Annotated in this window: 18 protein-coding genes; 7 read left to right on the forward strand and 11 right to left on the reverse strand. The window is 52.5% G+C overall.

All coding sequences use genetic code 11. The features are described 5' to 3' along the window. The first annotated feature begins 85 nt into the window (after positions 1 to 85). The 3 genes from phoB (at position 86) to BLR00_RS15180 (ending at position 2969) form a co-directional block, all read left to right on the forward strand. Positions 86 to 796: a phosphate regulon transcriptional regulator PhoB gene (gene phoB / locus BLR00_RS15170; RefSeq protein ID WP_074633956.1), complete on the forward strand. Its 711-nt coding sequence runs from the start codon at positions 86 to 88 to the stop codon at positions 794 to 796. A 37-nt stretch (positions 797 to 833) separates the two neighbouring features. Next, the gene (gene phoR, locus BLR00_RS15175; RefSeq protein WP_074633957.1) at positions 834 to 2153 is read left to right on the forward strand and encodes a phosphate regulon sensor histidine kinase PhoR; all 1320 of its coding nucleotides are present in this window, start codon (positions 834 to 836) and stop codon (positions 2151 to 2153) included. 216 nt (positions 2154 to 2369) lie between these two features. Continuing rightward, the gene (locus BLR00_RS15180; RefSeq protein ID WP_256324174.1) at positions 2370 to 2969 is read left to right on the forward strand and encodes an NUDIX domain-containing protein; all 600 of its coding nucleotides are present in this window, start codon (positions 2370 to 2372) and stop codon (positions 2967 to 2969) included. 46 nt (positions 2970 to 3015) lie between these two features. Here BLR00_RS15180 and BLR00_RS15185 read toward each other — a convergent pair whose 3' ends face one another. The 5 genes from BLR00_RS15185 to purB all read right to left on the reverse strand — a co-directional run bounded on the left by BLR00_RS15185 (position 3016) and on the right by purB (position 9324). After that, positions 3016 to 3864, reverse strand: a complete 849-nt coding sequence (locus tag BLR00_RS15185) for a peptidoglycan-binding domain-containing protein (RefSeq protein ID WP_074633958.1) — start codon at positions 3862 to 3864, stop codon at positions 3016 to 3018. Between the two features lie 73 nt (positions 3865 to 3937). Next, a complete protein-coding gene (gene dnaJ, locus BLR00_RS15190; RefSeq protein WP_074633959.1) occupies positions 3938 to 5044 on the reverse strand; it encodes a molecular chaperone DnaJ in 1107 nt (368 codons plus the stop codon). Positions 5045 to 5181: 137 nt separating this feature from the next. Continuing rightward, the gene (gene dnaK, locus BLR00_RS15195; RefSeq protein ID WP_074633960.1) at positions 5182 to 7122 is read right to left on the reverse strand and encodes a molecular chaperone DnaK; all 1941 of its coding nucleotides are present in this window, start codon (positions 7120 to 7122) and stop codon (positions 5182 to 5184) included. An 86-nt stretch (positions 7123 to 7208) separates the two neighbouring features. Continuing rightward, complete coding sequence (gene grpE / locus BLR00_RS15200) at positions 7209 to 7778, reverse strand: nucleotide exchange factor GrpE (RefSeq protein WP_074633961.1); 570 nt, start codon at positions 7776 to 7778, stop codon at positions 7209 to 7211. A gap of 169 nt (positions 7779 to 7947) precedes the next feature. Then, entirely contained in the window at positions 7948 to 9324 is a 1377-nt protein-coding gene (gene purB / locus BLR00_RS15205) for an adenylosuccinate lyase (protein ID WP_074633962.1), read from the reverse strand. 178 nt (positions 9325 to 9502) lie between these two features. Here purB and BLR00_RS15210 point away from each other — a divergent pair, with 178 nt between their 5' ends. Next, positions 9503 to 10111, forward strand: a complete 609-nt coding sequence (locus BLR00_RS15210) for a glutathione S-transferase (RefSeq protein ID WP_074633963.1) — start codon at positions 9503 to 9505, stop codon at positions 10109 to 10111. A 33-nt stretch (positions 10112 to 10144) separates the two neighbouring features. Here BLR00_RS15210 and mnmA read toward each other — a convergent pair whose 3' ends face one another. Both mnmA and BLR00_RS15220 read right to left on the reverse strand, forming a co-directional pair. Continuing rightward, positions 10145 to 11227 (reverse strand): tRNA 2-thiouridine(34) synthase MnmA, encoded by a 1083-nt coding sequence (gene mnmA / locus BLR00_RS15215; RefSeq protein WP_074633964.1) that lies wholly within the window; start codon positions 11225 to 11227, stop codon positions 10145 to 10147. Positions 11228 to 11247: 20 nt separating this feature from the next. Then, positions 11248 to 11694, reverse strand: coding sequence for an NUDIX hydrolase (locus tag BLR00_RS15220; RefSeq protein ID WP_074633965.1), 447 nt, complete (start codon positions 11692 to 11694; stop codon positions 11248 to 11250). Positions 11695 to 12176: 482 nt separating this feature from the next. Here BLR00_RS15220 and icd point away from each other — a divergent pair, with 482 nt between their 5' ends. Beyond that, positions 12177 to 13427, forward strand: a complete 1251-nt coding sequence (icd, locus tag BLR00_RS15225; protein WP_074633966.1) for an NADP-dependent isocitrate dehydrogenase — start codon at positions 12177 to 12179, stop codon at positions 13425 to 13427. Between the two features lie 115 nt (positions 13428 to 13542). Here icd and BLR00_RS15230 read toward each other — a convergent pair whose 3' ends face one another. Next, positions 13543 to 13746 (reverse strand): cold-shock protein, encoded by a 204-nt coding sequence (locus tag BLR00_RS15230; protein ID WP_004174375.1) that lies wholly within the window; start codon positions 13744 to 13746, stop codon positions 13543 to 13545. Between the two features lie 299 nt (positions 13747 to 14045). On the opposite strand from BLR00_RS15230, the gene clpS reads away from it, so the two are divergent. Continuing rightward, positions 14046 to 14354 carry an ATP-dependent Clp protease adapter ClpS gene (gene clpS / locus BLR00_RS15235; RefSeq protein ID WP_074633967.1) on the forward strand — a complete coding sequence of 103 codons (309 nt, stop codon included), beginning with the start codon at positions 14046 to 14048 and terminating at the stop codon, positions 14352 to 14354. Between the two features lies 1 nt (position 14355). Further along, a complete protein-coding gene (gene clpA, locus BLR00_RS15240; RefSeq protein ID WP_074633968.1) occupies positions 14356 to 16614 on the forward strand; it encodes an ATP-dependent Clp protease ATP-binding subunit ClpA in 2259 nt (752 codons plus the stop codon). 64 nt (positions 16615 to 16678) lie between these two features. On the opposite strand, the gene BLR00_RS15245 is transcribed toward clpA, so the two are convergent. From BLR00_RS15245 to cphA, 3 genes are all read right to left on the reverse strand, one after another. Continuing rightward, positions 16679 to 16912, reverse strand: coding sequence for a dodecin family protein (locus BLR00_RS15245; RefSeq protein WP_074633969.1), 234 nt, complete (start codon positions 16910 to 16912; stop codon positions 16679 to 16681). A 244-nt stretch (positions 16913 to 17156) separates the two neighbouring features. Next, complete coding sequence (locus tag BLR00_RS15250; protein ID WP_074633970.1) at positions 17157 to 20759, reverse strand: hypothetical protein; 3603 nt, start codon at positions 20757 to 20759, stop codon at positions 17157 to 17159. Positions 20760 to 21234: 475 nt separating this feature from the next. Continuing rightward, positions 21235 to 23802, reverse strand: coding sequence for a cyanophycin synthetase (cphA, locus tag BLR00_RS15255; protein ID WP_074633971.1), 2568 nt, complete (start codon positions 23800 to 23802; stop codon positions 21235 to 21237). Positions 23803 to 23841: the final 39 nt, after the last annotated feature.

A 23841-nucleotide genomic window follows, 5' to 3' on the forward strand; every position in this document is an offset into this window, starting at 1 on the left:
GCTGACCCGGCGATATGTCACGAAACCGCAATGTTGCTTACATATCATCGCAATATCGAAGAAAATTACCGATAAAGGAAAACATATGGCAGCAACCATACTGGTGGTGGAAGATGAACCCGCGATTCAGGAGCTGATCACGTATAGCCTGAGGCAAGCCCGGCATGTCGTTTTTGGTGCAAGAAGCGCGGAGCAGGCCATGGAGATAGTGAATGACGCGTTACCCGACCTGGTGCTGCTTGACTGGATGCTGCCGGGGATGAGCGGTGTCGAATTTGCGCGTATGTTGCGGCGCGTAACGCGCACCAAGACCATTCCCATCATCATGCTTACCGCTCGTGCCGAGGAAAGCGACAAGGTGGCGGGACTGGAAATTGGCGCCGACGATTACATCACCAAGCCTTTTTCGCCGCGTGAATTGCTCGCACGGATTAAAGCGGTGCTGCGACGGCGTTCACCGGAAGCGGCTGACGATATCGTGGATATCGGTGGACTGCGCCTTGACTCCGCAACGCATCGCGTAACCGCGAGTGATAAGGAAGTAGTGCTGGGGCCTACCGAGTTTCGTTTGTTGCATTTCCTTATGACGCACTCCGAGCGAGTGCATACACGTTCGCAACTGCTCGATCAGGTATGGGGAGACCATGTATTTGTGGAGGACCGTACCGTGGACGTGCATATTCGCAGATTGCGTAAAGCACTGGAAAATGTCAGCAAGGATGGCCTGGTGCAGACCGTGAGAGGCTCGGGCTATCGCCTGTCCGCTGGACCGGCGGCAAGCATTGGGATAGTATGAACATAATGAGTCAATTTCACGCTTCGAAATAGCTTACGTGTCCGATTCCTGGGAGCGCCTTACCCCTCTCCTGATAATTGTTGTGGCCGGCATACTCTGGGTCACACTCGGCGCGCTCACCGCATTAGTCTTTTGCAGCATTGCCCTGCTGTCGTTAGTCGTCCATCACTGGCGCCATCTGATAATGCTGGAGAGATGGCTTCAAGCCGAAGAACTCGCATCTGTTGCATTGCCCGATAGCTCCGGGAAATGGGGAGATGTATTTGCGCGTCTGGCGCGCATCATGCGTGAACAGCGCAAAAATCATCAGCAACTCGGTTTCGCGCTGGAGCGCCTACGGCGCGCCACTTCCGCCATGCCGGAAGGCGTGGTCATTCTGGATGACGTTGACCGTATCGAATGGTGCAATCCGGTAGCCGAAAAGCATTTGGGCATAGACACCAGCCGCGATGCCGGTCAGCATGTTACCCATTTAGTGCGCCAGACCCAGTTCACCGAGTACCTGAACGCTCACAACTACAGCGAGCCGTTGATAATCAAGCAGGCGCGGAACCCGGGCCTGACCCTTTCGCTACAATTTGTGCCTTATGGCGATAAGCAAAAATTACTCGTCAGCCGTGATGTCACCCGTCTTGAAAGAGTCCATACCATGCGGCGGGATTTTGTCGCCAATGTCTCGCATGAATTACGTACGCCGTTGACAGTCATTGGTGGATTCCTTGAAACACTCGCGGAAGAAGGTGCTTCTGACCCCGAAACAAATAAATGGGCGCTCACGCTGATGACCGATCAGACCCGGCGCATGCAGCGTCTGGTAGAAGACCTGTTGACGCTGTCGCGGCTGGAAGACTCGGAAAACCTGGTACGGGAGGACAACATCAACATCCCCGCCATGTTGCGTGAGCTCTGTCAGGAAGCGGAGTCCTTGAGTGCGGGGCATCACCGTATCGGCCTCAATCTCGATACCAAGACGAAGTTGATGGGTAGTATGGATGACTTGCGCAGTGCCTTCAGTAATCTCGTCAGCAATGCCATACGCTACACCGCTGAAGGCGGGGATATCACACTGAACTGGGAGATTCGTGACGGACAAGGTGTATTCTCCGTGCAGGACAGCGGCATTGGCATCGAGCCCGAGCATATCCCGCGCTTGACGGAACGCTTTTATCGGGTGGATCGTGGGCGCTCGCGTGAAACCGGCGGTACCGGCCTGGGACTTGCCATCGTCAAGCACGTACTGACCTGCCACCAGGCGAAACTGGAAATTGTCAGCGAACCGGGTAAAGGCAGTTGTTTCAGTGCATGGTTCCCCCCGGCACGGCTGATAGCGCACAAAGCGAGTAAATCGCCACCCTGATAAATCCGGCGGGAAAATGCCGTGAATCTCGCCATTCAGGGCGTGACCCGGAATTTGATCCGGCACTGGCGTGCTTGGAACACCGCTGGATACCGGCATCATGAAGCTCATACTGTTTGCTCGCCGGGCCGATCAGGGGTTGTATAATGTCAAGCTGATAGCACAATGATAGTGTTTGGACGAGCCGGCTTCTCTCTTTGCACCCTCCAGCATAATATGAATCGCTTATACGATTCATCCCGGAGTATTCCTTATCTCATGCCCAAGCCACCCATGGATCTTACCGAAACGCCGATCAATAGCCGGAAGGTGTTTGATGGCGAACTTTTGCACGTGTATCAGGACCAGGCTCGCCTGCCTGACGGCAAAGTGAAAGTACGCGAATACATCACCCATCCCGGCGCGGTCGTCATCATTCCACTGCTCGATAATGGTGAGCTGGTGCTGGAGCGTCAGCATCGCTATCCGTTGCATCGGGATTTCTACGAACTGCCTGCTGGAAAAATTGATCCCGGCGAAGATCCACTGTTATGCGCGCAGCGGGAGTTACTGGAAGAAACGGGCTATACGGCGGCAAGCTGGCGATATCTCGCCACTTTGCATCCCTGTATCGGTTATTCCGATGAGCGGTTAATATATTATTTTGCCCAAGAGCTCAGTTTCCAAGGCGCAAACCTTGATGAAGGCGAACATCTGGAGATATTTACCCTCACGCTGGCTACGGCATTGGAATGGGTAAAAACAGGCAAGATTACGGATAACAAAAGCGTTTCCGGCTTGTTCTGGGCGGAGAAGGTCTTACGCGAAGAATGGTAGCAGGCTCCCTGATGCAATCATAGCGGGAGAAGCCGCCACAACAGGATTATGGCATCCTGATTACGAGCGCTTCCGAGTTGGTTCCAGGGAAGCGAGGGTCGGCCATAACAATGTGCTCAATTACCGTCCCCAATGACAGAAGGCTTAGCCTGAACCTGGCCACATCCCCGCAAAAGGTGAGACGGCATCCCGGCTGAGCAATACGCATAATCTCTTTCTTACCTTTCTCCAAAGAACCATCCTTTGAAATAGGAGCATCTCTCAAACAGATGTCGCTTGCACATTGATCAGGAAGACTCGATGTTAGCGGCCGTACAGGCCCTGGAAAAAAGTTGGGTAGAAAATCCTCAAATCCAAGGTATTTCGTCTCGCCCTCGCCACCGAGGTTGATCTTCCTGCCGCCACCCTTTGGGTTGACTGGCGTTCCAAAGTGATTCACCTGGAAAGACACCGTGCCGTTCGGCCCTTGTCGAAATCCGCCGATGGGACACTTGCTGTGATCATGAGGGGCACCAGCAAGTGTTGTTGAAACGAATCTATCTTGTGCAGGACTCTCATTTTCAAGGATATCCATTTCCGTATCCAGACTCTTGATTGTCCTCTTGCCCACGATATCGTCTGCACTCGTTTGCCAAGGCTGAAGGATTCGCCGGGACGGGTGATTTTTGTATGCTTTGACCGCGGCTGCGGTCTTTGGACCATATGAGCCATCGATGTCCAAATTGAAGTTTTCTCTACCCGGACCTCTGCTTAACTGGTTTAATGCGGTTTGAATTTTCTTGACATGCTCACCGTGGGCACCAGGTGTGATATGGGCAGCGTCACTCACCAAGCATGCTTCGAGCTTGGGATCCGCTGTTGGGGTTGTAAACAACTGGGATATCAGCAGGCCCATATCATCCTTTGTCTTCTCAATTTCTATTCTGGCAGTATAGGAATATTAACGCCATATATCCACCAGATAGGATTTACTCCGCAAAGAACTCGCGTACCTTGTCCATCCAGGATTTCGCACGGGGACTGTGACGGGAGTCATCTTGCTGATTGAGCGATTCCAGTTCCTGCAATAGTTCTTTTTGACGGGCGGTGAGCTTGACAGGGGTTTCCACCACAACGTGACATAGCAAATCCCCCAATGCATTGCTGCGTACACCCTTGATCCCCTTGCCGCGCAGACGGAAAATTTTTCCGCTCTGTGTTTCCGCCGGCACCTTGATTTTGGCATGGCCATCGAGTGTCGGAATCTCGATTTCTCCACCCAGGGCAGCGGTGGTAAAACTTATCGGCATTTCGCAGTGCAAGTCGTTATGGTCGCGCTGAAAAACGGAATGCTGCGATAAATGAATCACCACATACAAATCTCCGGACGGACCATTGTTGACCCCCGCTTCGCCTTCCCCGGATAGACGAATGCGGTCGCCTTCATCCACCCCGGCCGGGATTTTTACCGACAGCGTTTTGTGTTGTTTGACGCGTCCCGCGCCATTGCATGTCACGCAAGGACTCGAAATAAATTTGCCGCTGCCATGGCATTTGGGACATGTTTGCTGGATTGAGAAGAATCCCTGCTGCATTCTTACCTGACCATGCCCATTACAAGTCGGGCACGTGGTGGGAGAAGTGCCAGGCTTGGCACCGTTGCCATGGCAGCTTCCGCACATTTCCATGGTGGGAATACGGATTTTGGTTTCCGTTCCGCGCGCTGCCTGTTCAAGCGAGATTTCCAGGTTGTAGCGCAAATCGGCACCGCGATAGACGTTGGCGTGCCCGCCGCGTCCACCGAAGATATCGCCGAAGATATCGCCGAATGCGTCAGCAAATCCTTGAGCCCCGCCGCCACCCATATTGGGATCCACACCTGCATGACCATGCTGGTCATATGCCGCGCGCTTATGGGGATCGGAAAGTATTTCGTAAGCCTCTTTGGCTTCCTTGAAGTGTTCCTCCGACTTTGGACTATCCGGATTACGGTCTGGATGGTACTTCATCGCCAGCTTGCGATAAGCTTTCTTTATTTCATCTTCGCTGGAGTCACGGTTGAGGCCCAGCACTTCATAGTAGTCGCGTTTGCTCATATGGATTTTCTTAAAAATGGAAGCGCAGGAGATTCATTTCTACTGCTTTCTTCCGATAAAATGCCAAGCGCAGGGAGCGCAGAAGAATGATAGCTCATCTCTCCGCGACCCCTGCGCCTGGATGTATCAGTATCTCTTTACTTCTTGTTTTTTACTTCCTCGAACTCGGCATCCACCACTTCGCCTTCTACGGGCTTCTCGCCACCGCCCCCACCCCCATGGGGCGCTGATTCCGCTCCAGGCTGGGCTTGCTGAGCCTGTTCTTGCGAATACATTTTCTCCGCAAGTTTATGCGAGACCTCGGCCAATGCCTGGGTCTTGGCTTCAATGGTATCCTTGCTGTCGGATTTCAACGCTTCTTCCGCATCTTTCAGCGCATCTTCTATTCTGGATTTTTCCTCGCCGTCCAGTTTGTCGCCATGTTCCTTCAATGTCTTTTTCACTGAGTGGATCATCGCGTCACACTGGTTGCGAGCGGTAACGAGTTCGAGCGCCTTGTGATCATCCGCGGCGTGCGCCTCGGCATCCTTGACCATGCGCTGTACCTCGTCATCCGACAGACCGGAACTTGCCTGGATCTTGATTTTGTTTTCCTTTCCGGTGGCCTTGTCTTTGGCCGATACGTGGAGTATGCCATTCGAGTCAATATCGAATGTCACCTCGATTTGCGGCATACCGCGCGGTGCGGGAGGAATATCACTCAGATTGAATTGTCCCAGACTCTTATTGCCGGATGCGAGTTCCCGCTCACCCTGCAACACATGGATGGTTACCGCGGTCTGATTTTCCTCGGCGGTTGAAAATACCTGCTGGGCCTTGGTTGGAATAGTGGTATTTTTCTGAATCAGTTTGGTCATTACGCCGCCGAGCGTTTCAATACCCAACGACAGTGGCGTCACATCCAGCAGCAGCACATCCTTCACTTCGCCCTGCAGTACGCCACCCTGAATGGCCGCACCTACGGCAACCGCTTCATCCGGATTCACATCCTTGCGCGGTTCCTTGCCGAAAATTTCTCTGACTTTATCCTGCACCTTGGGCATGCGGGTTTGCCCACCCACCAGAATGATGTCCTCAATGTCGGAAACCTTCACGCCAGCATCCTTGATAGCAATGCGGCAAGGCTCCACGGTACGCTCGATCAGTTCTTCCACCAGGCTTTCCAACTTGGCCCGGGTGATTCTCACCGCCAGATGTTTGGGGCCGGAAGCGTCCGCCGTGATGTAGGGCAGGTTGACCTCGGTTTGCTGGCTGGATGAGAGTTCGATCTTGGCTTTTTCCGCCGAATCTTTTAAGCGTTGCAGAGCAAGCATATCTTTTTTCAAATCTATGCCGCTTTCCTTCTTGAATTCATCCACAAGATATTCGATGATGCGCGAGTCGAAGTCCTCTCCGCCAAGAAAGGTGTCACCATTGGTGGCCAGCACCTCGAACTGGTGCTCGCCCTCCACTTCCGCGATCTCGATAATGGAAATATCGAACGTGCCGCCGCCCAGATCATATACCGCCACTTTACGGTCGCCTTCTTTTTTATCCATCCCGAAAGCCAGGGCTGCCGCGGTTGGCTCATTGATGATGCGCTTGACTTCGAGCCCGGCGATGCGCCCGGCGTCCTTGGTCGCCTGACGCTGTGAATCGTTAAAATAGGCGGGAACCGTGATGACGGCTTCGTTTACCGTCTCACCCAGATAATCCTCAGCGGTTTTTTTCATTTTCTTCAGCACTTGCGCGGAAATTTCCGGCGGTGCAACCTTCTTGCCACGCACTTCCACCCAGGCATCATTATTGTCGGCCTTGATGATGCTGTAGGGCACCATCTTGATGTCTCGTTGCACCATGTCCTCGTTAAAGCGACGCCCAATCAGCCGTTTAACCGCAAACAACGTGTTTTTCGGATTGGTGACCGCCTGGCGTTTGGCGGAAGCGCCCACCAGAATCTCACCGTCTTCCGTATAGGCGACGATTGAAGGCGTAGTACGCGCACCTTCCGAGTTCTCTATTACCTTGGGCTTGCCATTCTCCATGACAGACACACATGAGTTGGTGGTGCCGAGATCTATGCCGATAATTTTTGCCATGATTTGATCCTTGTAGTAGTAGTTTGTGCCGAATAATCGTTAATGCGTGAAATGGGGATTCAGGCCGGAATTTCAAGTCCAGAAATCTATTTGGCCTTCGAAACCGATACCAGCGCAGGCCGGATTACACGGTCATTCAAAACGTAGCCTTTTTGCATTACTTGCACGACGGTATTGGGAGCAAGGCTGGAATCCACCATACACATGGCCTGATGCAGATGCGGATCAAATTTTTCACCCGCCGGATTGATCAACTTGATATTGAATCTATCGAAAATGGCGGTGAGTTGCTTGAGAGTCAATTCCATGCCGCTTTTGAAATTCTCAACCGTCGCATTTTCCACCGCAAGCGCCGCCTCCAGGCTATCCATTACCGCTAGCAGTTCAGTGGAGAAATTTTCAATGGCGTATTTATGGGCATTGGTAACGTCGATCTGGGCGCGTTTCCGTATATTCTCGGCATCCGCCTTGGCACGCAGCCACGCATCATGATGTTCCTGCGCGTCAAGTTCGGCTTTCTTCAGTAATTGTTCCAGACTCGGCATCGTCTCCACCGCCGGTTCCGCTATCGTGTTTTCATTAGCCCCCGCGCTCACTGGGTCTGTGGTGACAGTCAATTCGGGCTGGTCTGGATTGGGTTGTTGTGTATCTGCCATAGTTTCTCCTCATTTCAATTTAAACTATATCGGGATGGTTTTTCCAATTTCAAGATCATGATTGCAGCTCGGCAGCCAACCCTGGTCGTATCGATAATGCCAGCGCAATACGGATAGCGTGAAACACTTGAAAAAAGTCTGCGGGACATAAACAACGAGGCAGAAATCTCTAATTCCCGATTCTTCGGGCTAGTATGGCCGCGTTGCCGATGTAGCTCTGCGGCGTCATTTCCCGCAGGCGGCTTTTCTCGGCTTCGGGAATGGCAAGACCATCAATGAATTTATGCAGGGTATCCCTGTTGATGCCATCCTTGCCACGCGTCAATTCTTTCAACTGCTCGTAAGAATTGTGCACTCCATGGCGGCGCATCACTGTCTGGATCGGCTCCGCCAATACCTCCCAGGCATCCTCCAGATCTTTCATCAAGCGTTCCGGATTGACTTCCAGCTTGCCCAGGCCTTTGCCGCAAGAGTCATAGGCCAGCAACGTGTGTCCCAATGCCACTCCCATGTTGCGAAGTACGGTGGAGTCGGTCAGATCGCGCTGCCAGCGAGACACGGGCAGCTTCTCGCTTAAATGCCGCAGCAGCGCATTGGCGACACCCAGGTTGCCTTCCGAGTTTTCAAAATCGATCGGATTGACCTTGTGCGGCATGGTGGATGAGCCCACTTCGCCTTCCCGGGTTTTCTGCTTGAAATAGCCTAATGAAATATACCCCCACACGTCACGGTTAAAGTCCAGCAGTATGGTGTTAATTCGGGCGTAGGCATCAAACAGTTCGGTCATGGCATCATGCGGTTCAATCTGGGTGGTGTAGGGGTTAAACTCCAGGCCAAGTTTTTCCACGAAATCCCGGGCGAATCTTTCCCAGCCGAAATCCGGATAAGCCGCTAAATGGGCATTGTAATTGCCCACCGCACCATTAATTTTTCCAAGAATAGCCACCTTGGCAAGCCGTTCATGCCCACGCCGCAGACGATAAGCGGTATTGGCAAGTTCCTTGCCTGCCGTTGTAGGGGTGGCGGGCTGACCATGCGTACGGGAAAGCATGGGCGTATCAGACAGTTGATGCGCCATCCGGATAAGCTGGGTGATGATCTTTTCCAAGGCCGGAAGCATCACCCGGTCACGGCTGTGCGCCAGCATCAATCCATGAGAGAGATTATTGATGTCCTCCGAAGTGCAGGCAAAATGGATGAATTCCGCAACCCGCACAATTTCAGCATTCTCGGCCAGGCGCTCCCTGAGCCAGTATTCGACGGCTTTTACGTCGTGGTTGGTACGGGCTTCGATCAGCTTGACCGCTTCCCCGTCGGCCTCGGAAAAATTCGCCGCAAGACTGTCAAGTTGCGCGATGGTGCCGGCAGAAAAAGCCGGCACTTCAGCGATGGCGGAGGCATGGCTTAATGCCTTGAGCCATTCGATTTCCAACTGAACGCGGTATTGAATCAGTGCAAGTTCACTGAAATAAGGTCGCAAATCCGCAGCTTTGCCGTGATAGCGTCCGTCTAGGGGGGAAAGTGCGGTGAGAAAAGACGAGTTCATATTATCCTGAATGCGGCGATTGACTACTCACTTTTCTGTTTAGCACCATAATGCTAAACGCTATGAGTCTCTTGAATTTCACCTGCCGGCGCATTTTAACATAGCACCCCGGCTACGCCATGCGGTATGGAAAGCCGATATAATACGTACCTGAATAAAATTGCCGCCAAGGGATGTCATGAAGCTTATAGGATCACTTACCAGTCCTTACGTGCGCAAGGTGCGCATCGTTCTGGCGGAAAAACGTATTGGTTATGATTTTGAAGTGGATAGCCCATGGAACGCGAGTAGTCACGTGCCGAATCACAATCCCCTTGGAAAGATACCGGTACTCATTCTGGACGATGGCTCTTCTTTATTCGATTCACGTGTAATCGTCGAATATCTCGACAGTGTCAATCCCGTCTCTCGTCTGATTCCCGAGCCCAGCCGGCAGCGCATTATGGTAAAACGCTGGGAGGCGCTGGCGGACGGCATCTGTGATGCCGCCGCCGCCGTATTCCTTGAACGCAAACGGCCTGACACCGGACAAAGCGCGGAATGGATCTCGCGCCAGCTGACAAAGGTCACCCAAGGCCTGGAAGCAGCTGCCCGGGAACTGGATGACAAAAAATGGTGCGATGGCAATACCTACACGCTGGCCGACATCGCGCTGGGCTGCACACTGGGGTATCTGGCTTTTCGCTTTTCCGAAATCGAATGGCGCAATACGTCACCCAATCTCGCAGAACTCTCCGACAGACTGGAAAAGCGGACTCCATTCATGGAGACGGCGCCAAGAGAATGAAAAGCGGAATGAAAAGCAGGAACTGAAAATGGATTATTCATCCGTGATGATTCCTCCTCCAAGACACACCTTGCTCTCGTAAACGACGACTGATTGTCCCGGCGTCACCGCCCATTGAGGCTGGGCAAATTCAATTTTGCATTGGTCCTGTCCGATATGCGCGATAGCACAGGGGGCATCCGGTTGGCGATAACGGGTTTTGGCAGCATAAACCCAGTTGCAATGCGGCTCGCGGCCGCTTATCCATGTCAGGTCACCGGCATTGAGCGCGGGCCGGAATAAATCCGGGTGATCATGGCCCTGGATCACGGTCAGGATATTCCGTGCCATATCCTTGGCTGAAACGAACCAGGGCTCGCCATCGCCGTCCCTTGTCCCGCCGATGCCCAATCCCTGCCGTTGGCCAATGGTGTAATACATCAGCCCGACGTGCTTCCCCATGACGGTGCCATCCGGTGTTTGTATCTCTCCCGGTTCATGCGGCACGTAACGGTTGAGAAATTCCCGGAACGGCCTCTCCCCAATAAAACAGATTCCAGTACTGTCTTTCTTGGAAAAATTCGGTAATTCGTGATTCCTGGCGATTTTACGTACATCGCGTTTGTAAAGATGGCCAATCGGAAATAGCGTTCTGGAGAGTTGCTGCTGGTTCAAACGATAGAGAAAGTAACTCTGGTCCTTCGTCCCATCCTCGCCTTTCAGCAACTGGAACAGACCGTCTATTTCGCGTACCTGCGCATAATGACCGGTAGCGATATGGTCAGCGCCGAGCCCGACCGCGTGGTCGAGAAACGCCTTGAACTTGATTTCGGCATTACACAGAACATCCGGATTAGGCGTTCGCCCGGCTTTGTATTCGGCAAGAAACTGATTGAATACACGCTCCTTGTATTCCGCCGAGAAGTTCACCGCTTCCAGAGGAATTCCGATGATATCCGCTACCGAGGCGGCATCGATCAAATCCTGCCGGGATGAACAATACTCGCTGGTGTCATCGTCTTCCCAGTTCTTCATGAAAAGACCGACGACGTCGTAGCCTTGCTGTTTCAATAACAGCGCGGCGACGGATGAATCCACTCCGCCCGACATGCCGACCACCACACGTTGTTTACCCATTGCTTCCAGCGAATTCAGATTTAATCGTAATGAGTAAGGATATCCAAAGAGTAGTGCTTACCTGCCAAATGATCTTCGACACACTTCATCACCAGCGGACTGCGGTGACGATCGGTCATTTCGCGGATTTCATCGACGCAAAACCATCCTGCGCGCAATATTCCTGCATCCAGCGGACGATCGGGATCATGGTCAGTGACAGAACCGGCAAAAGCAAAGCGCAGATAGGTAACGTTGTCGGCATGAGAGTGCCAGCGGTAAATTCCCAGCACCCATTGCGGAGCAAAAGTATAACCGGTTTCTTCCAGAGTTTCCCGAACCGCTCCCTGAACGATGGATTCATCCGGCTCAAGGTGTCCCGCTGGCTGATTGAACAATACACCGCTACTGGTTTGCTCCTCGACCAGCAAGTATTTTCCATCTTGCTCCACCACCGCCGCTACCGTGACATTGGGCTTCCAGATCATAATCTCTTGAGTGACTTCCATATTCTAAAAAAGAAGCAAGGGCGCCCAGCCCGTATTCTATCGTCACTACCCGGCAGAAAGAAATAATGATGAAGAGCCGCCGAAAAATTTCAGTACCCGTCACGCGCACTTTGCCACATCCCAGTTATGGAGGATATCAATCTTCAAACGGTAGATTGCAACCCAGATAATCCATTAGGACGCGAGATGATGGCGAGGCAGGTTGCGAGACAGTTTTGCCGGTTGAGAGAAATCCATAGCTGGGTCTATGGACGCCGCGCTGGTGGCAAAAACAGCGGCAAAAATGGCCGCAAACTGCCCGTCAGCACTCGAGTAGGCTCGCAGAGCCGCCTAATGGATTATCTGGGTTCAATGCATACACACGTTAGCGCTTCTCTCCAAAACACGAGTAAAATGGCTGGTTTGCATGTTTTTGCTCGCGCAATCCTTGCACCATTCATTATTAATTATCGGGAGACACCATGTACCAGCACATCAGGACGCCGGCCGAAGGCGAAAAAATCCGGGTCAATGAAGATTTTTCCTTAAGTGTGCCGGATAACCCTGTTATTCCGTTCATCGAAGGTGACGGGATCGGCGTAGACATTACGCCCGTGATGAAAAAAGTCGTGGATGCGGCGGTAAGCCGGGCTTATGGCGGCAAGCACAAGATTTCCTGGATGGAAATTTATGCCGGCGAGAAATCGAACCAGGTATACGGTGAAAACGTGTGGCTGCCCGATGAAACGTTGGAGGCTGCACGGGAGTATGTGGTTTCCATCAAGGGACCGCTGACTACACCGGTCGGTGGCGGCATCCGTTCCATTAACGTGGCCCTGCGCCAACAACTTGATCTCTATGTGTGCCTGCGCCCCGTGCGTTACTTTCAGGGCGTACCAAGCCCGCTAAAGAATCCGGAAAAAACCGATATGGTGATTTTCCGCGAGAATTCGGAAGACATTTACGCGGGTATTGAATGGGAAGCCGGGTCGGAGGATGCGAAAAAGGTCATCAATTTTTTGATGAATGATATGGGTGTCACCAAGATACGCTTTCCACAAACGTCTGGAATCGGCATCAAGCCGGTATCCAGTGAAGGTACCGAACGTCTGGTGCGCAAGGCCATACAGTATGCGATCGATAACAAGCGCCGCTCGGTCACGTTGGTGCATAAGGGCAACATCATGAAATTCACCGAAGGTGCGTTCAAGAATTGGGGCTATGCATTGGCGGCGAGGGAGTTCGGAGCAATCCCGCTGGACGGTGGGCCATGGATGAAATTGCCCGAAGACAAGGGCGGGATCGTTATCAAAGATGTCATCGCGGACGCTTTTCTGCAACAGATCTTGTTGCGCCCGGAGGAATATGATGTGATTGCCACATTGAATCTGAACGGTGACTACGTTTCCGATGCTTTGGCGGCGCAGGTGGGTGGCATCGGCATAGCGCCGGGCGCCAATCTCAGCGACTCGATTGCGATATTCGAGGCAACGCATGGCACCGCGCCGAAATACGCGGGAAAGGATCAGGTTAATCCGGGGTCGCTCGTCCTGTCGGCGGAAATGATGCTACGGCACATAGGCTGGAGCGAGGCCGCTGATCTGATGGTTCGCGCGATGGAGAGAACCATCCAGGATAGCGTGGTGACTTATGACTTTGCACGCCAAATGTCCGATGCCCAGAAAGTCTCATGTTCGGCATTCGGCGAGGCATTGATCAGCAGAATGACCTGATCCTCTTCGTAATTGCATGCTTGAAAAAAACCCCTTGCCGTTTTAACGGCAAGGGGTTTTGTATAATCCTGTAATTACAAGCTGGTCGCCGTTTTACCGCGCCAGCAGTGGATCACTAGGCAGACTGAATGTTTGATGCTTGCTTGCCCTTCGGACCCTGTGTGACTTCGAAACTCACTTTTTGACCTTCCTTGAGAGTTTTGAACCCGGACATATTGATTGCGGAGAAATGAGCAAATAAATCTTCGCTACCATCATCCGGGGTGATGAAACCAAAACCCTTGGAGTCGTTGAACCATTTCACTGTACCTGTTGCCATTATTGCTTCCTATAAAAAAACCGGGCCGGAAACCCGAACACTGTTTGAGTTTCAAGACCGCAAAACGGCTGTAACCGGTACTGCAGAGAGCTTGAAGCCAAACGCCAAGAGCCGTTTTACGCAAATCTGTTGTTCAAGTCAAGTAGTCATTCACTTATTTTATAGAATTGCAATAGAAAAATTTTCTCAAGGTACTTGAATATTTCGGTGTAATCATCAAATATGTTAGTGGAGGCACATTCAGTTATAGTTACGAGTAACGCGCTAACTGATGAGCAAACGAGATAGGAAGTCATGATATGGCAACGAGAGATCATGGGGATGTTGTCCTGGAGGCTAAAAAGAGTAAACTCAAGCCGCCACCCATGTTTAAAGTAATATTGCTGAATGATGATTTCACGCCGATGGATTTCGTAATAACTGTGTTGCAGACTTTTTTTTCCATGAATCGAGAACAGGCAACACAAATTATGCTCAAAGTTCATATAGACGGTGCTGGAGTCTGCGGGGTTTATCCCAATGATGTCGCTATCACCAAGGTTGAGCAGGTGGTCACATTTGCAAGGCAGCATCAACATCCGCTTAGATGCGTGATGGAGGAGACATGAAATGATTGCCCAAGAGCTGGAAGTCAGTTTACATATGGCGTTTGTCGAGTCTCGGCAGAAGCGCCACGAATTCATCACGGTGGAGCACTTGTTGCTGGCCATGCTTGACAATCCTACCGCCGCCGAGGTGCTGCGCGCTTGTTCGGTTGACATCGATGACTTGCGCAGGCTGCTGGCGGAACACGTTACCGAGAATACACCGACGGTGAGCGGCAGCGGTGAAGTTGACACTCAGCCTACGCTCGGTTTTCAGCGGGTCATCCAGCGCGCGATTCTGCATGTCCAGTCTTCTGGAAAGAAAGAGGTCACCGGCGCCAATGTACTGGTGGCCATATTCGGCGAGAAAGATTCTCACGCGGTTTATTTTCTGCACCAGAAGGGCGTGACGCGGCTCGACGTGGTGAATTATATTTCGCATGGCATTAGCAAGGTGCCGCAAGGCAGTAGCGCCAAAACCGAAACTGATGGTGATACCGAGCAGGAATTGGGTGCGGGCGGCGCATTGGAAAGCTACGCCGTGAATCTGAATACGCAGGCTCTTGCGGGAAAAATCGATCCCTTGATCGGACGCGAGAAGGAACTGGAGCGCCTGATACAGACGCTGTGCCGCCGTCGCAAGAACAATCCTCTGTTAGTGGGTGAAGCGGGAGTGGGTAAAACTGCTATCGCCGAGGGACTGGCGCGCCGGATCATAGAAAATGACGTTCCCGATGTGCTTGCGCACCATCAGGTGTACGCTCTGGATATGGGTGCGCTGCTAGCCGGTACCAAATACCGTGGCGACTTTGAGCAACGTTTGAAAGCAGTGTTGAAACAGCTGCTCGATAGTTCCAATGCCATTCTTTTCATCGATGAGATTCACACCCTGATCGGCGCTGGCGCGGCTTCCGGAGGAACACTGGACGCCTCCAACCTCCTCAAGCCGATACTTAATACGGGCCAGCTAAAATGCATCGGCGCCACCACTTACAGCGAATACCGGGGAATCTTTGAAAAGGATCACGCCTTGTCCCGCCGTTTTCAGAAAATCGACGTGCCTGAGCCGAGCGTGGAAGAGACCGTGGCCATCCTGCGGGGCCTGAAAGCCCGCTACGAGGCCCATCACGGCGTCAAATATACCGCGATCGCGCTCACTACCGCCGCGGAATTAGCGGCACGCTTCATCAATGACCGGCACCTGCCGGACAAGGCAATAGATGTCATCGATGAAGCCGGCGCGGCACAGCGTATCCTGCCCAAATCAAAGCAGCGCAAGGTGATCAGCAAGCACGAGATCGAAAATATTATCGCCAGGATTGCGCGCATCCCGGCACAGAATGTCTCCAGCGACGACCGCAATACCCTGAAAACGCTGGATCGCGACTTGAAAACTGTCGTGTTCGGCCAGGACAAAGCCATTAATGCATTGACGACGGCAATCAAAATGGCGCGGAGCGGCCTGGGCAACCCGCAAAAACCGGTCGGCTCGTTCCTTTTCTCCGGCCCTACTGGCGTCGGCAAGACCGAGGTGGCGCGGCAGCTGGCCTACGCCTTAGGCATTCATCTGCATCGTTTCGACATGTCGGAATACATGGAGCGGCATGCAGTGTCACGCCTGATCGGCGCACCGCCTGGCTATGTCGGATTTGACCAGGGCGGTCTGCTCACCGAGGCCATCATCAAGCAACCCTATTCGGTATTGCTGCTGGATGAGATTGAAAAGGCCCACCCGGATATTTTTAATATCCTGCTGCAAGTGATGGATCACGGTACCTTGACGGATAACAATGGCCGCAAGGCGGACTTCCGCAACGTGGTCATTGTCATGACCACCAACGCCGGGGCGGAATCGCTTAGTAAAGCCTCCATAGGCTTCACCAAGTCGGCGCAGGCGGGTGACGAAATGGCGGATATTAAACGCATGTTTACGCCTGAGTTCCGCAACCGGCTGGATGCGATCATTTCCTTCGCTGCGCTAGACCGGGATGTGATTCTGCGCGTAGTGGACAAGTTCCTGATGCAACTTGAAACGCAATTGCATGAAAAGAAGGTGGAGGCGATATTCACCGATGCGCTGAGAGAATATCTCGCCAGGAATGGCGTTGATCCTCACATGGGCGCCCGCCCCATGGCACGGCTCATCCAGGACACCATACGCAGCGCCCTGGCGGATGAATTGCTGTTTGGACGTCTTGCCAACGGCGGCAGAGTGATGGTGGATATAGATGCCGATAACAAGGTGAAACTTCAGTTTGAGGAAGAAACCGCCACCGCTGTGTAAAGACAAGATATGAAGCAGGGATAAAAAAAGGCGCGGATTACGCGCCTTTTTTTATTGAATTGGACTATTTGTCAGACTTTTTACTACTGGCTTCGTACTTGAAAGATAGATTCACTCTTGCACGGTACGCGGTCACCTTGCCATTCTCAATGACCATATCAAGTTTGACTATTTCAGCAACCCGCAAATCTCTCAAAGTTTTTGACGCAGCCTTGATAGCATTCTTGGCGGCATCCTCCCAGGATACCTTGCTAGTTCCGACTATTTCTGTTATTCGATAAATGCTGTCTCCCGCCATGATTCTTCTCCTTTTTGGTTAGCAACAACACATGGTACTAAGCACGGCACTGAGCAGATTGAATTCATTAATCTTTTGGCCGACTTCAGTTTAGATTAATCCTGTCAAATTGCAATCGAAGGGACTCTCAAGATCGCCAAGGATGAAGTGGTGCCACTCATTGCCCACTTGCTCCGATTAGACATAACCCCGACCATTTCAAACAGATAACGATCACGATGGGAGCTGTGCCGTACACCAAGCCTCAGTCCTCCACATATCGACGCAGCAGGCCTGACACGCTGAGCAACATGATGGGTGTCACGATTGCGCCCAATATTTCATAGATATTGCCGATTACACGCCACCACCAACCATCTTCTCGCATGGTAATCGAGCATTTATCCTCTTGCATGAGGTCCAGCAGTGGAACAAGTACATCCAGCGCATACCACAATGGATCGACTTCATCACCGCAAGATCGCTCAAAGACCATTTGATCATATTCTGCGACGGCACCAAGTTTTGAAGCCTTCTTCATCGCCATCGGAGGTCCCTCCATCGGGGCGACCTCTCCGGTGCGTTTATCAGGTAAGACGAATGTACTCACAGGAGGGGCATGAAGCACAAGTATAGGCCTATCAGGCCCGAATACTATAGGCTTCTCATCAAGTTTCTCTTCAAAAAAAAGTGGGATATTGATAATGATAGGCTGGTTATTTGCGGTATAGAAAAAAACTGTACCAGCTATCCATAACCCCAAGAACACGAACACGCTTTTGCGAGGAAACAGACCATGATTGAAACATCTCTCCATAATATAAAAAATCCCCCTATTCAATCCCAAAGGCATTGCCTGGCGCTCGAGCGAGAGTTTCAAGAGTGTGATGTGCTTAGCAGCCTCAAACCTGCCATCGTTACGCAATGCGCGGGCGAGTTGTTCATAGGGTTGTGGTTCAAAGTTCTTATTCTTACTTGCGCGATTATGTAGTTCCTTATGGGGATCCTTATGGGGATCATCCTGAGGTATCAGGGTGACTTGGTCATACTGTAGATACAACCATTTAAAGTAATCATTTGCACGCTGCTGCGTATCAGATACAACATCCTGTAACCGTGCACGCAATACCGGGAACCATCCCGGGGGAACTTGTTCCATGGTGCGGTCGGCGCCTGCTTCCCCGAGCGTCTTGCTTAGGGATGCCTCGCCTAGGGGTGTCTCGCCTAGGGGTTCAATTATCTCAAAACGATCATATACAAACCCCTCGAGCCGCAGCTTTATATTCTGACCCCAAGAATTGGTTGAAGAATGATATCTGAGCATTGCGGCCTTGAGGCCGCATAGCGAGATCTCTGCAATAGTGGTTACATCTTCCGGCAATTTCCATTCCCCCAGTTGATGCAACATACCCACGACTTTGGCAGGTGGAACGAAGAAGCTTGAGTCTGGATCGAAAATCAGCGGCAACCAGAATGATGATACCGACCCATCTGGCTTGATACTGGTGCCAAACTTAACATCCACACCAGACTTGACATGGGCTTTGGGACCAGGACTGAGTGCAGGAGTGAAAATACGCATGTGCGGCACATAGGTTACCGATGGCAACCCCTTGATCTCGACCAGCTGCTCATCATCCGTCATTGTTACAATCCCATTGGGCGCCACATGCAGCGTAGCGCGAAACAGATACCCGCCATAACCGATATGGGTACTGTAGGTCCACCCTTTATCCTTGCCTCCCTTTAACGGTTCCTGGTCGAAAGATACTGGTGACGACAATTGAGCGTCGCCAAGCACATTTTCCGACTCAATGATGAGGAAAGGCCCTTCCCTCCCTTCCTCGCCGCCCCATACGTAGGCGCAGAAGAATCTCAGGTAATCCAGAACTACCTTGTCGGACTCAAGCTTGAGCAGGCCATCTCTATTCATCCTGTGAATCGGCGCAGATTGCCCAGAAAGCGGTATATCTCTCTGTCCACTCTGTAGAAAAGCGACAATGGCCGCCTTGCTCCCATTTTCCAGTGGGCACAGCGCTTCAACTAGTCTCCAGCCGGGATAAAACGAAAGCTTGGCGGCTCGGACTTCGCTTGGTTCCATTAGCTCAACACGGTTGGCCGACACCTTCTTCACATAGAGGTCACGATCTATGCAAGCGTCCTCGATACTCATAGAGATGAGAATGTCTGATCTGGACTGAATAAACTCAAGATCAGCAATGCAGAACTCGCCGTGGTAATTGCCGCCGTCGAAGTTAAGATCAGCAATACGGAACTCGCCGTGGTAACTGCCACCATCGAAGCATAGAGACTGACTTTCTTTCGATGGCTTAAGGCTTCCGCTGATCGATACAGAGCCGCGTACCTCGGTATCCTTCGCGTTCAGTGCGGCAAGATCATTTGCGTTCACCTTCAGTCCGCCGCCTATACGCGACAATTCCAGATTGACAGTACCGGATATGGCTTTCAAATCGCAGTCGTTGCCTATCGTTATGTTGTGTGCTTGCAACCCATATTCTGAATCATTTGGCGAGACCATATCCGATTTCTCTACGTTGAGATTGTGCTCAATATGGCTACCGGTCAGATCAATAGAGGAATTGATGCTATCGAGGATCAAATCGCCGCCGATTCTAAGATTGGACGCAAGAATTGCCCACTTCTCCCACTTGTCCGGCAATTCAATCTCCAGATCGGCCAACTTCAAATCCCCACCGACAGTCATTCCTCGGGCATCTATCCAACCCTCAACAAAAGCTTCAACAATAGTTTTACCTGTCTTGGAAGACATGTTGCCAAAATCAAAATTATCCCGTATGCGCGCGAGGCTAAGGTCGACAGCAGAGTCTGGAGCGACTGCCACCTGCTTTATAATCTCTTGATTGGTTGAGCTCTCCTTCAAATTCTTCTGATCGGCTTTCGGTCTCTTCGGCGATCCAACAATACGGATACCGCGGAGATCGAGATAGCCGATATTAGCTCCCTTAAAGCTGAGTGTCCCCTTTAACTTGCACTCTTTTCCTGCTTTCTCATCATATAAGACGACGTCACTTCCACGTAAGACAACGGCATTGTCACATTGTAGAGATTCGGCTCGAAACGCGATCTCGCTCGATGCGACAAACTCAGCGGCTTCCGCCCAGATGTTGCCGCTTATGTGGGCCCCTCTGACGCTTACACCACCATCGGCATAAAAGCCCGGCTGGAGCCAAACAGAGCCATAAACCTCTGCACTAACGAGATTGAGCGCATAATCCGGCCTGCCGAACTCAGTACACTGGCCATGCCGAATTCTGAGGCGAGCCCTTTGGGCAATCACCGACCCATCAACACGGCAGCGGCGAAGAGAAATTTGGCAATAACAATCGGAATTGTGCGCCTCAAGATCGCTAATATCGAGATCGCCGTAGAGTGTAGCGTCGGTCAGGTCAACACGTCCGTCGATACGGCATTCTCGAAGTGAGAGGCGGTTTAGCCGCGCATTGCTGGCATTTATTACGCCAACAATTTTCTCTTCTACCTTGGTGCCATTGCAGACGATAGTATATTTTTTACTGGATCCCTCGTGAATAACGCAGCGCTCCAGCAGCAGCGGCGGCAGTGGCGCACCGTTCATGCCTGTGCAGTCGCTTAAATCGATTTCACCCTTGATAATTGCGCCTCTTAGTTTTACCCCATACACACGTGGTGGATTCATACTCGCATGCGAATTAACCAAGTTAAGCAGGAGTTTCCGTAGAAAACCGCCGTGAATGGTTATTTCGGCTTGCTGGGGCGGGGTCAACGAAGTGAGATCAGGAAGTTTGGAAGGTCCTGCCCATTCGCCACGAAATGCTGCATCAATGAGCTGATTTTCGAGGACAGACATCTCGATGACCTCCCGCTGCGAGGCAACCAGTTTCCGGATGCTGAACGCCGAAACATCCTTCTTACCGGCTCGCCCGTGTTAAATTGATGTTATCCGTCGGTGTGTATAGCTTGAATTTAAAACACAGTCGTTTTAACCATAGGCGAAGAGTTTGGCGAATTCAACTCTGAAACCGACAATTGGGCAATGGAAGGTAAATGCGTTGGCAAGATCGGGTGATACCGAGTAGAGGGTGGCGGACGGCAAGGACCTTCGTTGTTAGAAGAAAATGACTCATTTTCGACTATTTAGCGATAATAGTCGCATACGGTCGACAATAATCTGTCACGCTTTGTGGTGCAAAACTCTCGCACGCGCAGGAAAAGTCATACCTCCATGCGATCAGACCGACAGAAATATATTGGAACGACGCCCGCCGCCGGACGCACAGGAGTCGGCCCGTTCTCCGGAAGAGCCGGAACAGGACTTTAATATATCAGCCAGCGAAAACCCGCTTCGTGATGTATCCAAGCGCCTCTTCCACCTGATCGACAAGAATAAGACATAGCTCGCCCGCTTTCAGGTTGGCAAAGGCGGTATCGATGGCTACGAACTCACCGCGGATTTCCTTGACGTCACGCGTGCGTTTCGCGTTCTCCAGACCTTGCCGCAACAGGCCAAGCACTTCTCCATCGGCGCGGCCTCGCTGGCATTGGTCCTGATAAAGTACCACCTCGTCGAAAGCATCGCCGAGAATCTCGGTTTGCTGACGGATGTCCTCATCGCGCCGGTCTCCAGCGCCGCTAATGACAACCGAGCGCCGCTTGGCTGGCATGCTATCGATGGCGTGCACGAGAGCCCGAATGGCATCGGCATTGTGGCCATAGTCGGCAATGAGTGTGGCGCCGCGGTGATTGAAGAGATTGAAACGGCCTGGCGCGGTTTGCATGTTGCTGACAAAAGCGGCCAAACCGGCACGGATGATCTCCCAATCCAGACCAAGCGCCCAACCTGCCCCCGCGGCAGCCATTGCATTATCGATCTGGAACGCAATAGTACCATTCTGCGTGACAGGAACCCCACCCAGCGGGATCCGGTGTTCGGCATCGGCGTCCGAAGCAACAATCGAATCGCCATCGAGATAGATGACACGATTGCCTTGGGCGCGGTGTTTGACAATTACCGGATTTTCGGGATTGCGGGCAAAAAATGTCACTGAGCCAGGGCAGTGGGCTGCCATGCCAGCCACCAGGGGATCGGCTGCGTTGAGTACGGCGACACCGGTGCCTGTCACGTTTTGCACAATGACTCTTTTGACAGCGGTCAAGTCCTCCACGGTATTAATATACGAGAGACCGAGGTGATCGCCCATGCCGATGTTGGTCACCACTGCCACATTGCAACGATCGAACCCCAGTCCTTCGCGCAACAAACCACCACGCGCCGTTTCGAACACCGCAGCATCGACGTCGGGATGGAGAAGCACTTTTTTTGCGCTCTTCGGGCCGCTGCAATCGCCGGTATCGATACGCTGGCCATCAATGTAAACACCATCGGTGCTGGTCATGCCCACGCGCAGGCCTTGATAACCCAGGATGCTTGCGATCATACGAACGGTAGTGGTCTTGCCATTAGTACCACTCACGGCAACGACCGGGATGCGCGCATCATCGCCATCCTTGAACATGTTGGCGATGATCGCTTCTCCTACCGCGCGCTCCCTGCCGAACGAAGGCTGCAAATGCATGCGGAGACCTGGAGCAGCATTGATCTCGATGACGGCGCCTTGTTCTTCCAGCGGATTCGACACGCTATCGCAGACGACATCAATGCCGCAGATGTCCAGGCCGATCATTTGAGCTGCTTCTTCCACGCACTTGGCAAACTCGGGATGAACATCGTCTGTCACATCGGTAGCCGTTCCGCCAGTCGAAAGGTTAGCGTTATTCCGGAGAGAAATACGGGTGCCCTCAGACGGTACGGATTCCGCCGACAGACCCTTGGCTGCCAGGTGAGCAAGCGTAATTTCGTCGAAATGGATTTTTGTCAGTGAGTTCGCATGGCCTTCACCGCGCCGCGGGTCGCTATTGAGCTGTTCCACCAACTGTCTAACGCTATGCATGCCATCACCCATAACCTCAGGCGGGTCGCGTCGCGCGGCCGCAATCAATTTATTGCCGACAACGAGCATGCGGTAATCGTGCCCTGGAATATAACGCTCCACCAGCACGTCGCCGCTAATTTCCACCGCTATCGCGTAAGCCGCTTCCACCTGCTCCCGGCTGACAAGATTTACGGCTACGCCTTTTCCCTGATTGCCGTCCTGCGGCTTGACGACCACCGGCCCGCCGATTTCACAAGCGGCGGCCCAGGCATCTTCCGCGTTCGCTACCGGCCGGCCTGATGGCACAGGAATACCAGCGGCGCTCAGCAACGTTCGGGTCAATTCCTTATCCTGCGCAATCGACTCGGCTACAGCCCCCGTCAGGCCGGTTTCAGCGGCCTGGATACGCTGCTGCTTACTGCCCCAGCCAAATTGCACCATACTCCCGTCAGTCAGACGGCGGAAGGGGATACCGCGTGCAACAGCGGCACTGACAATCGCGCCCGTGCTCGGCCCGAGACGTATTTCCTCATTCAATGCACGCAGACGGCACACCGCATCGGCCAGATCGAAGGCAATATCCTCGGCTGCCGCGCGGCACAGGGTTTGTGAAAGTTCGATGGCGAGCCTGCCTACCGCTTCTTCACTGTACTCGACAACAACCTGATAAATGCCGGTTTCCAGCGTCTCCATGGTGTGGCTAAAGGTCACCGGGCACCCAGCCTGCACTTGCAGGCCAAGTGTGGCACGTTCGAACGCGTGCGCCATAGTCAAAGCCCCATGATGATATGCCGGCCGGAGCAGATCAATTTCCGGAAACCGTTCCCGCAACCGGTCCAGGAAACCCGCTAGTTCGCCAGGATGGCAGTCTGTTTCCCCGCAAGAAACAATGGCCTCTATAGCCGTATGACGACTCCATAAATTGGGTCCGCGCAATGCACGGATGCGTGATACTTCCATTACAGCTCTCCTGTTTTATTTATCCTGAATCCGGTAGTT

The sequence above is a fragment of the Nitrosospira multiformis genome (assembly GCF_900103165.1).
Lineage (GTDB): Bacteria > Pseudomonadota > Gammaproteobacteria > Burkholderiales > Nitrosomonadaceae > Nitrosospira > Nitrosospira multiformis_D.

Bases quoted from the DNA above. Each gene is read 5' to 3' on its own strand.
- phoB (WP_074633956.1), top strand. From the start codon at position 86: ATGGCAGCAACCATACTGGTGGTGGAAGATGAACCCGCGATTCAGGAG.
- BLR00_RS15180 (WP_256324174.1), top strand. From the start codon at position 2,370: ATGAATCGCTTATACGATTCATCCCGGAGTATTCCTTATCTCATGCCC.
- BLR00_RS15185 (WP_074633958.1), bottom strand. From the start codon at position 3,864: ATGGGCCTGCTGATATCCCAGTTGTTTACAACCCCAACAGCGGATCCC.
- dnaJ (WP_074633959.1), bottom strand. From the start codon at position 5,044: ATGAGCAAACGCGACTACTATGAAGTGCTGGGCCTCAACCGTGACTCC.
- dnaK (WP_074633960.1), bottom strand. From the start codon at position 7,122: ATGGCAAAAATTATCGGCATAGATCTCGGCACCACCAACTCATGTGTG.
- grpE (WP_074633961.1), bottom strand. From the start codon at position 7,778: ATGGCAGATACACAACAACCCAATCCAGACCAGCCCGAATTGACTGTC.
- purB (WP_074633962.1), bottom strand. From the start codon at position 9,324: ATGAACTCGTCTTTTCTCACCGCACTTTCCCCCCTAGACGGACGCTAT.
- BLR00_RS15210 (WP_074633963.1), top strand. From the start codon at position 9,503: ATGAAGCTTATAGGATCACTTACCAGTCCTTACGTGCGCAAGGTGCGC.
- mnmA (WP_074633964.1), bottom strand. From the start codon at position 11,227: ATGGGTAAACAACGTGTGGTGGTCGGCATGTCGGGCGGAGTGGATTCA.
- BLR00_RS15220 (WP_074633965.1), bottom strand. From the start codon at position 11,694: ATGATCTGGAAGCCCAATGTCACGGTAGCGGCGGTGGTGGAGCAAGAT.
- icd (WP_074633966.1), top strand. From the start codon at position 12,177: ATGTACCAGCACATCAGGACGCCGGCCGAAGGCGAAAAAATCCGGGTC.
- BLR00_RS15230 (WP_004174375.1), bottom strand. From the start codon at position 13,746: ATGGCAACAGGTACAGTGAAATGGTTCAACGACTCCAAGGGTTTTGGT.
- clpS (WP_074633967.1), top strand. From the start codon at position 14,046: ATGGCAACGAGAGATCATGGGGATGTTGTCCTGGAGGCTAAAAAGAGT.
- clpA (WP_074633968.1), top strand. From the start codon at position 14,356: ATGATTGCCCAAGAGCTGGAAGTCAGTTTACATATGGCGTTTGTCGAG.
- BLR00_RS15245 (WP_074633969.1), bottom strand. From the start codon at position 16,912: ATGGCGGGAGACAGCATTTATCGAATAACAGAAATAGTCGGAACTAGC.
- BLR00_RS15250 (WP_074633970.1), bottom strand. From the start codon at position 20,759: ATGTCTGTCCTCGAAAATCAGCTCATTGATGCAGCATTTCGTGGCGAA.
- cphA (WP_074633971.1), bottom strand. From the start codon at position 23,802: ATGGAAGTATCACGCATCCGTGCATTGCGCGGACCCAATTTATGGAGT.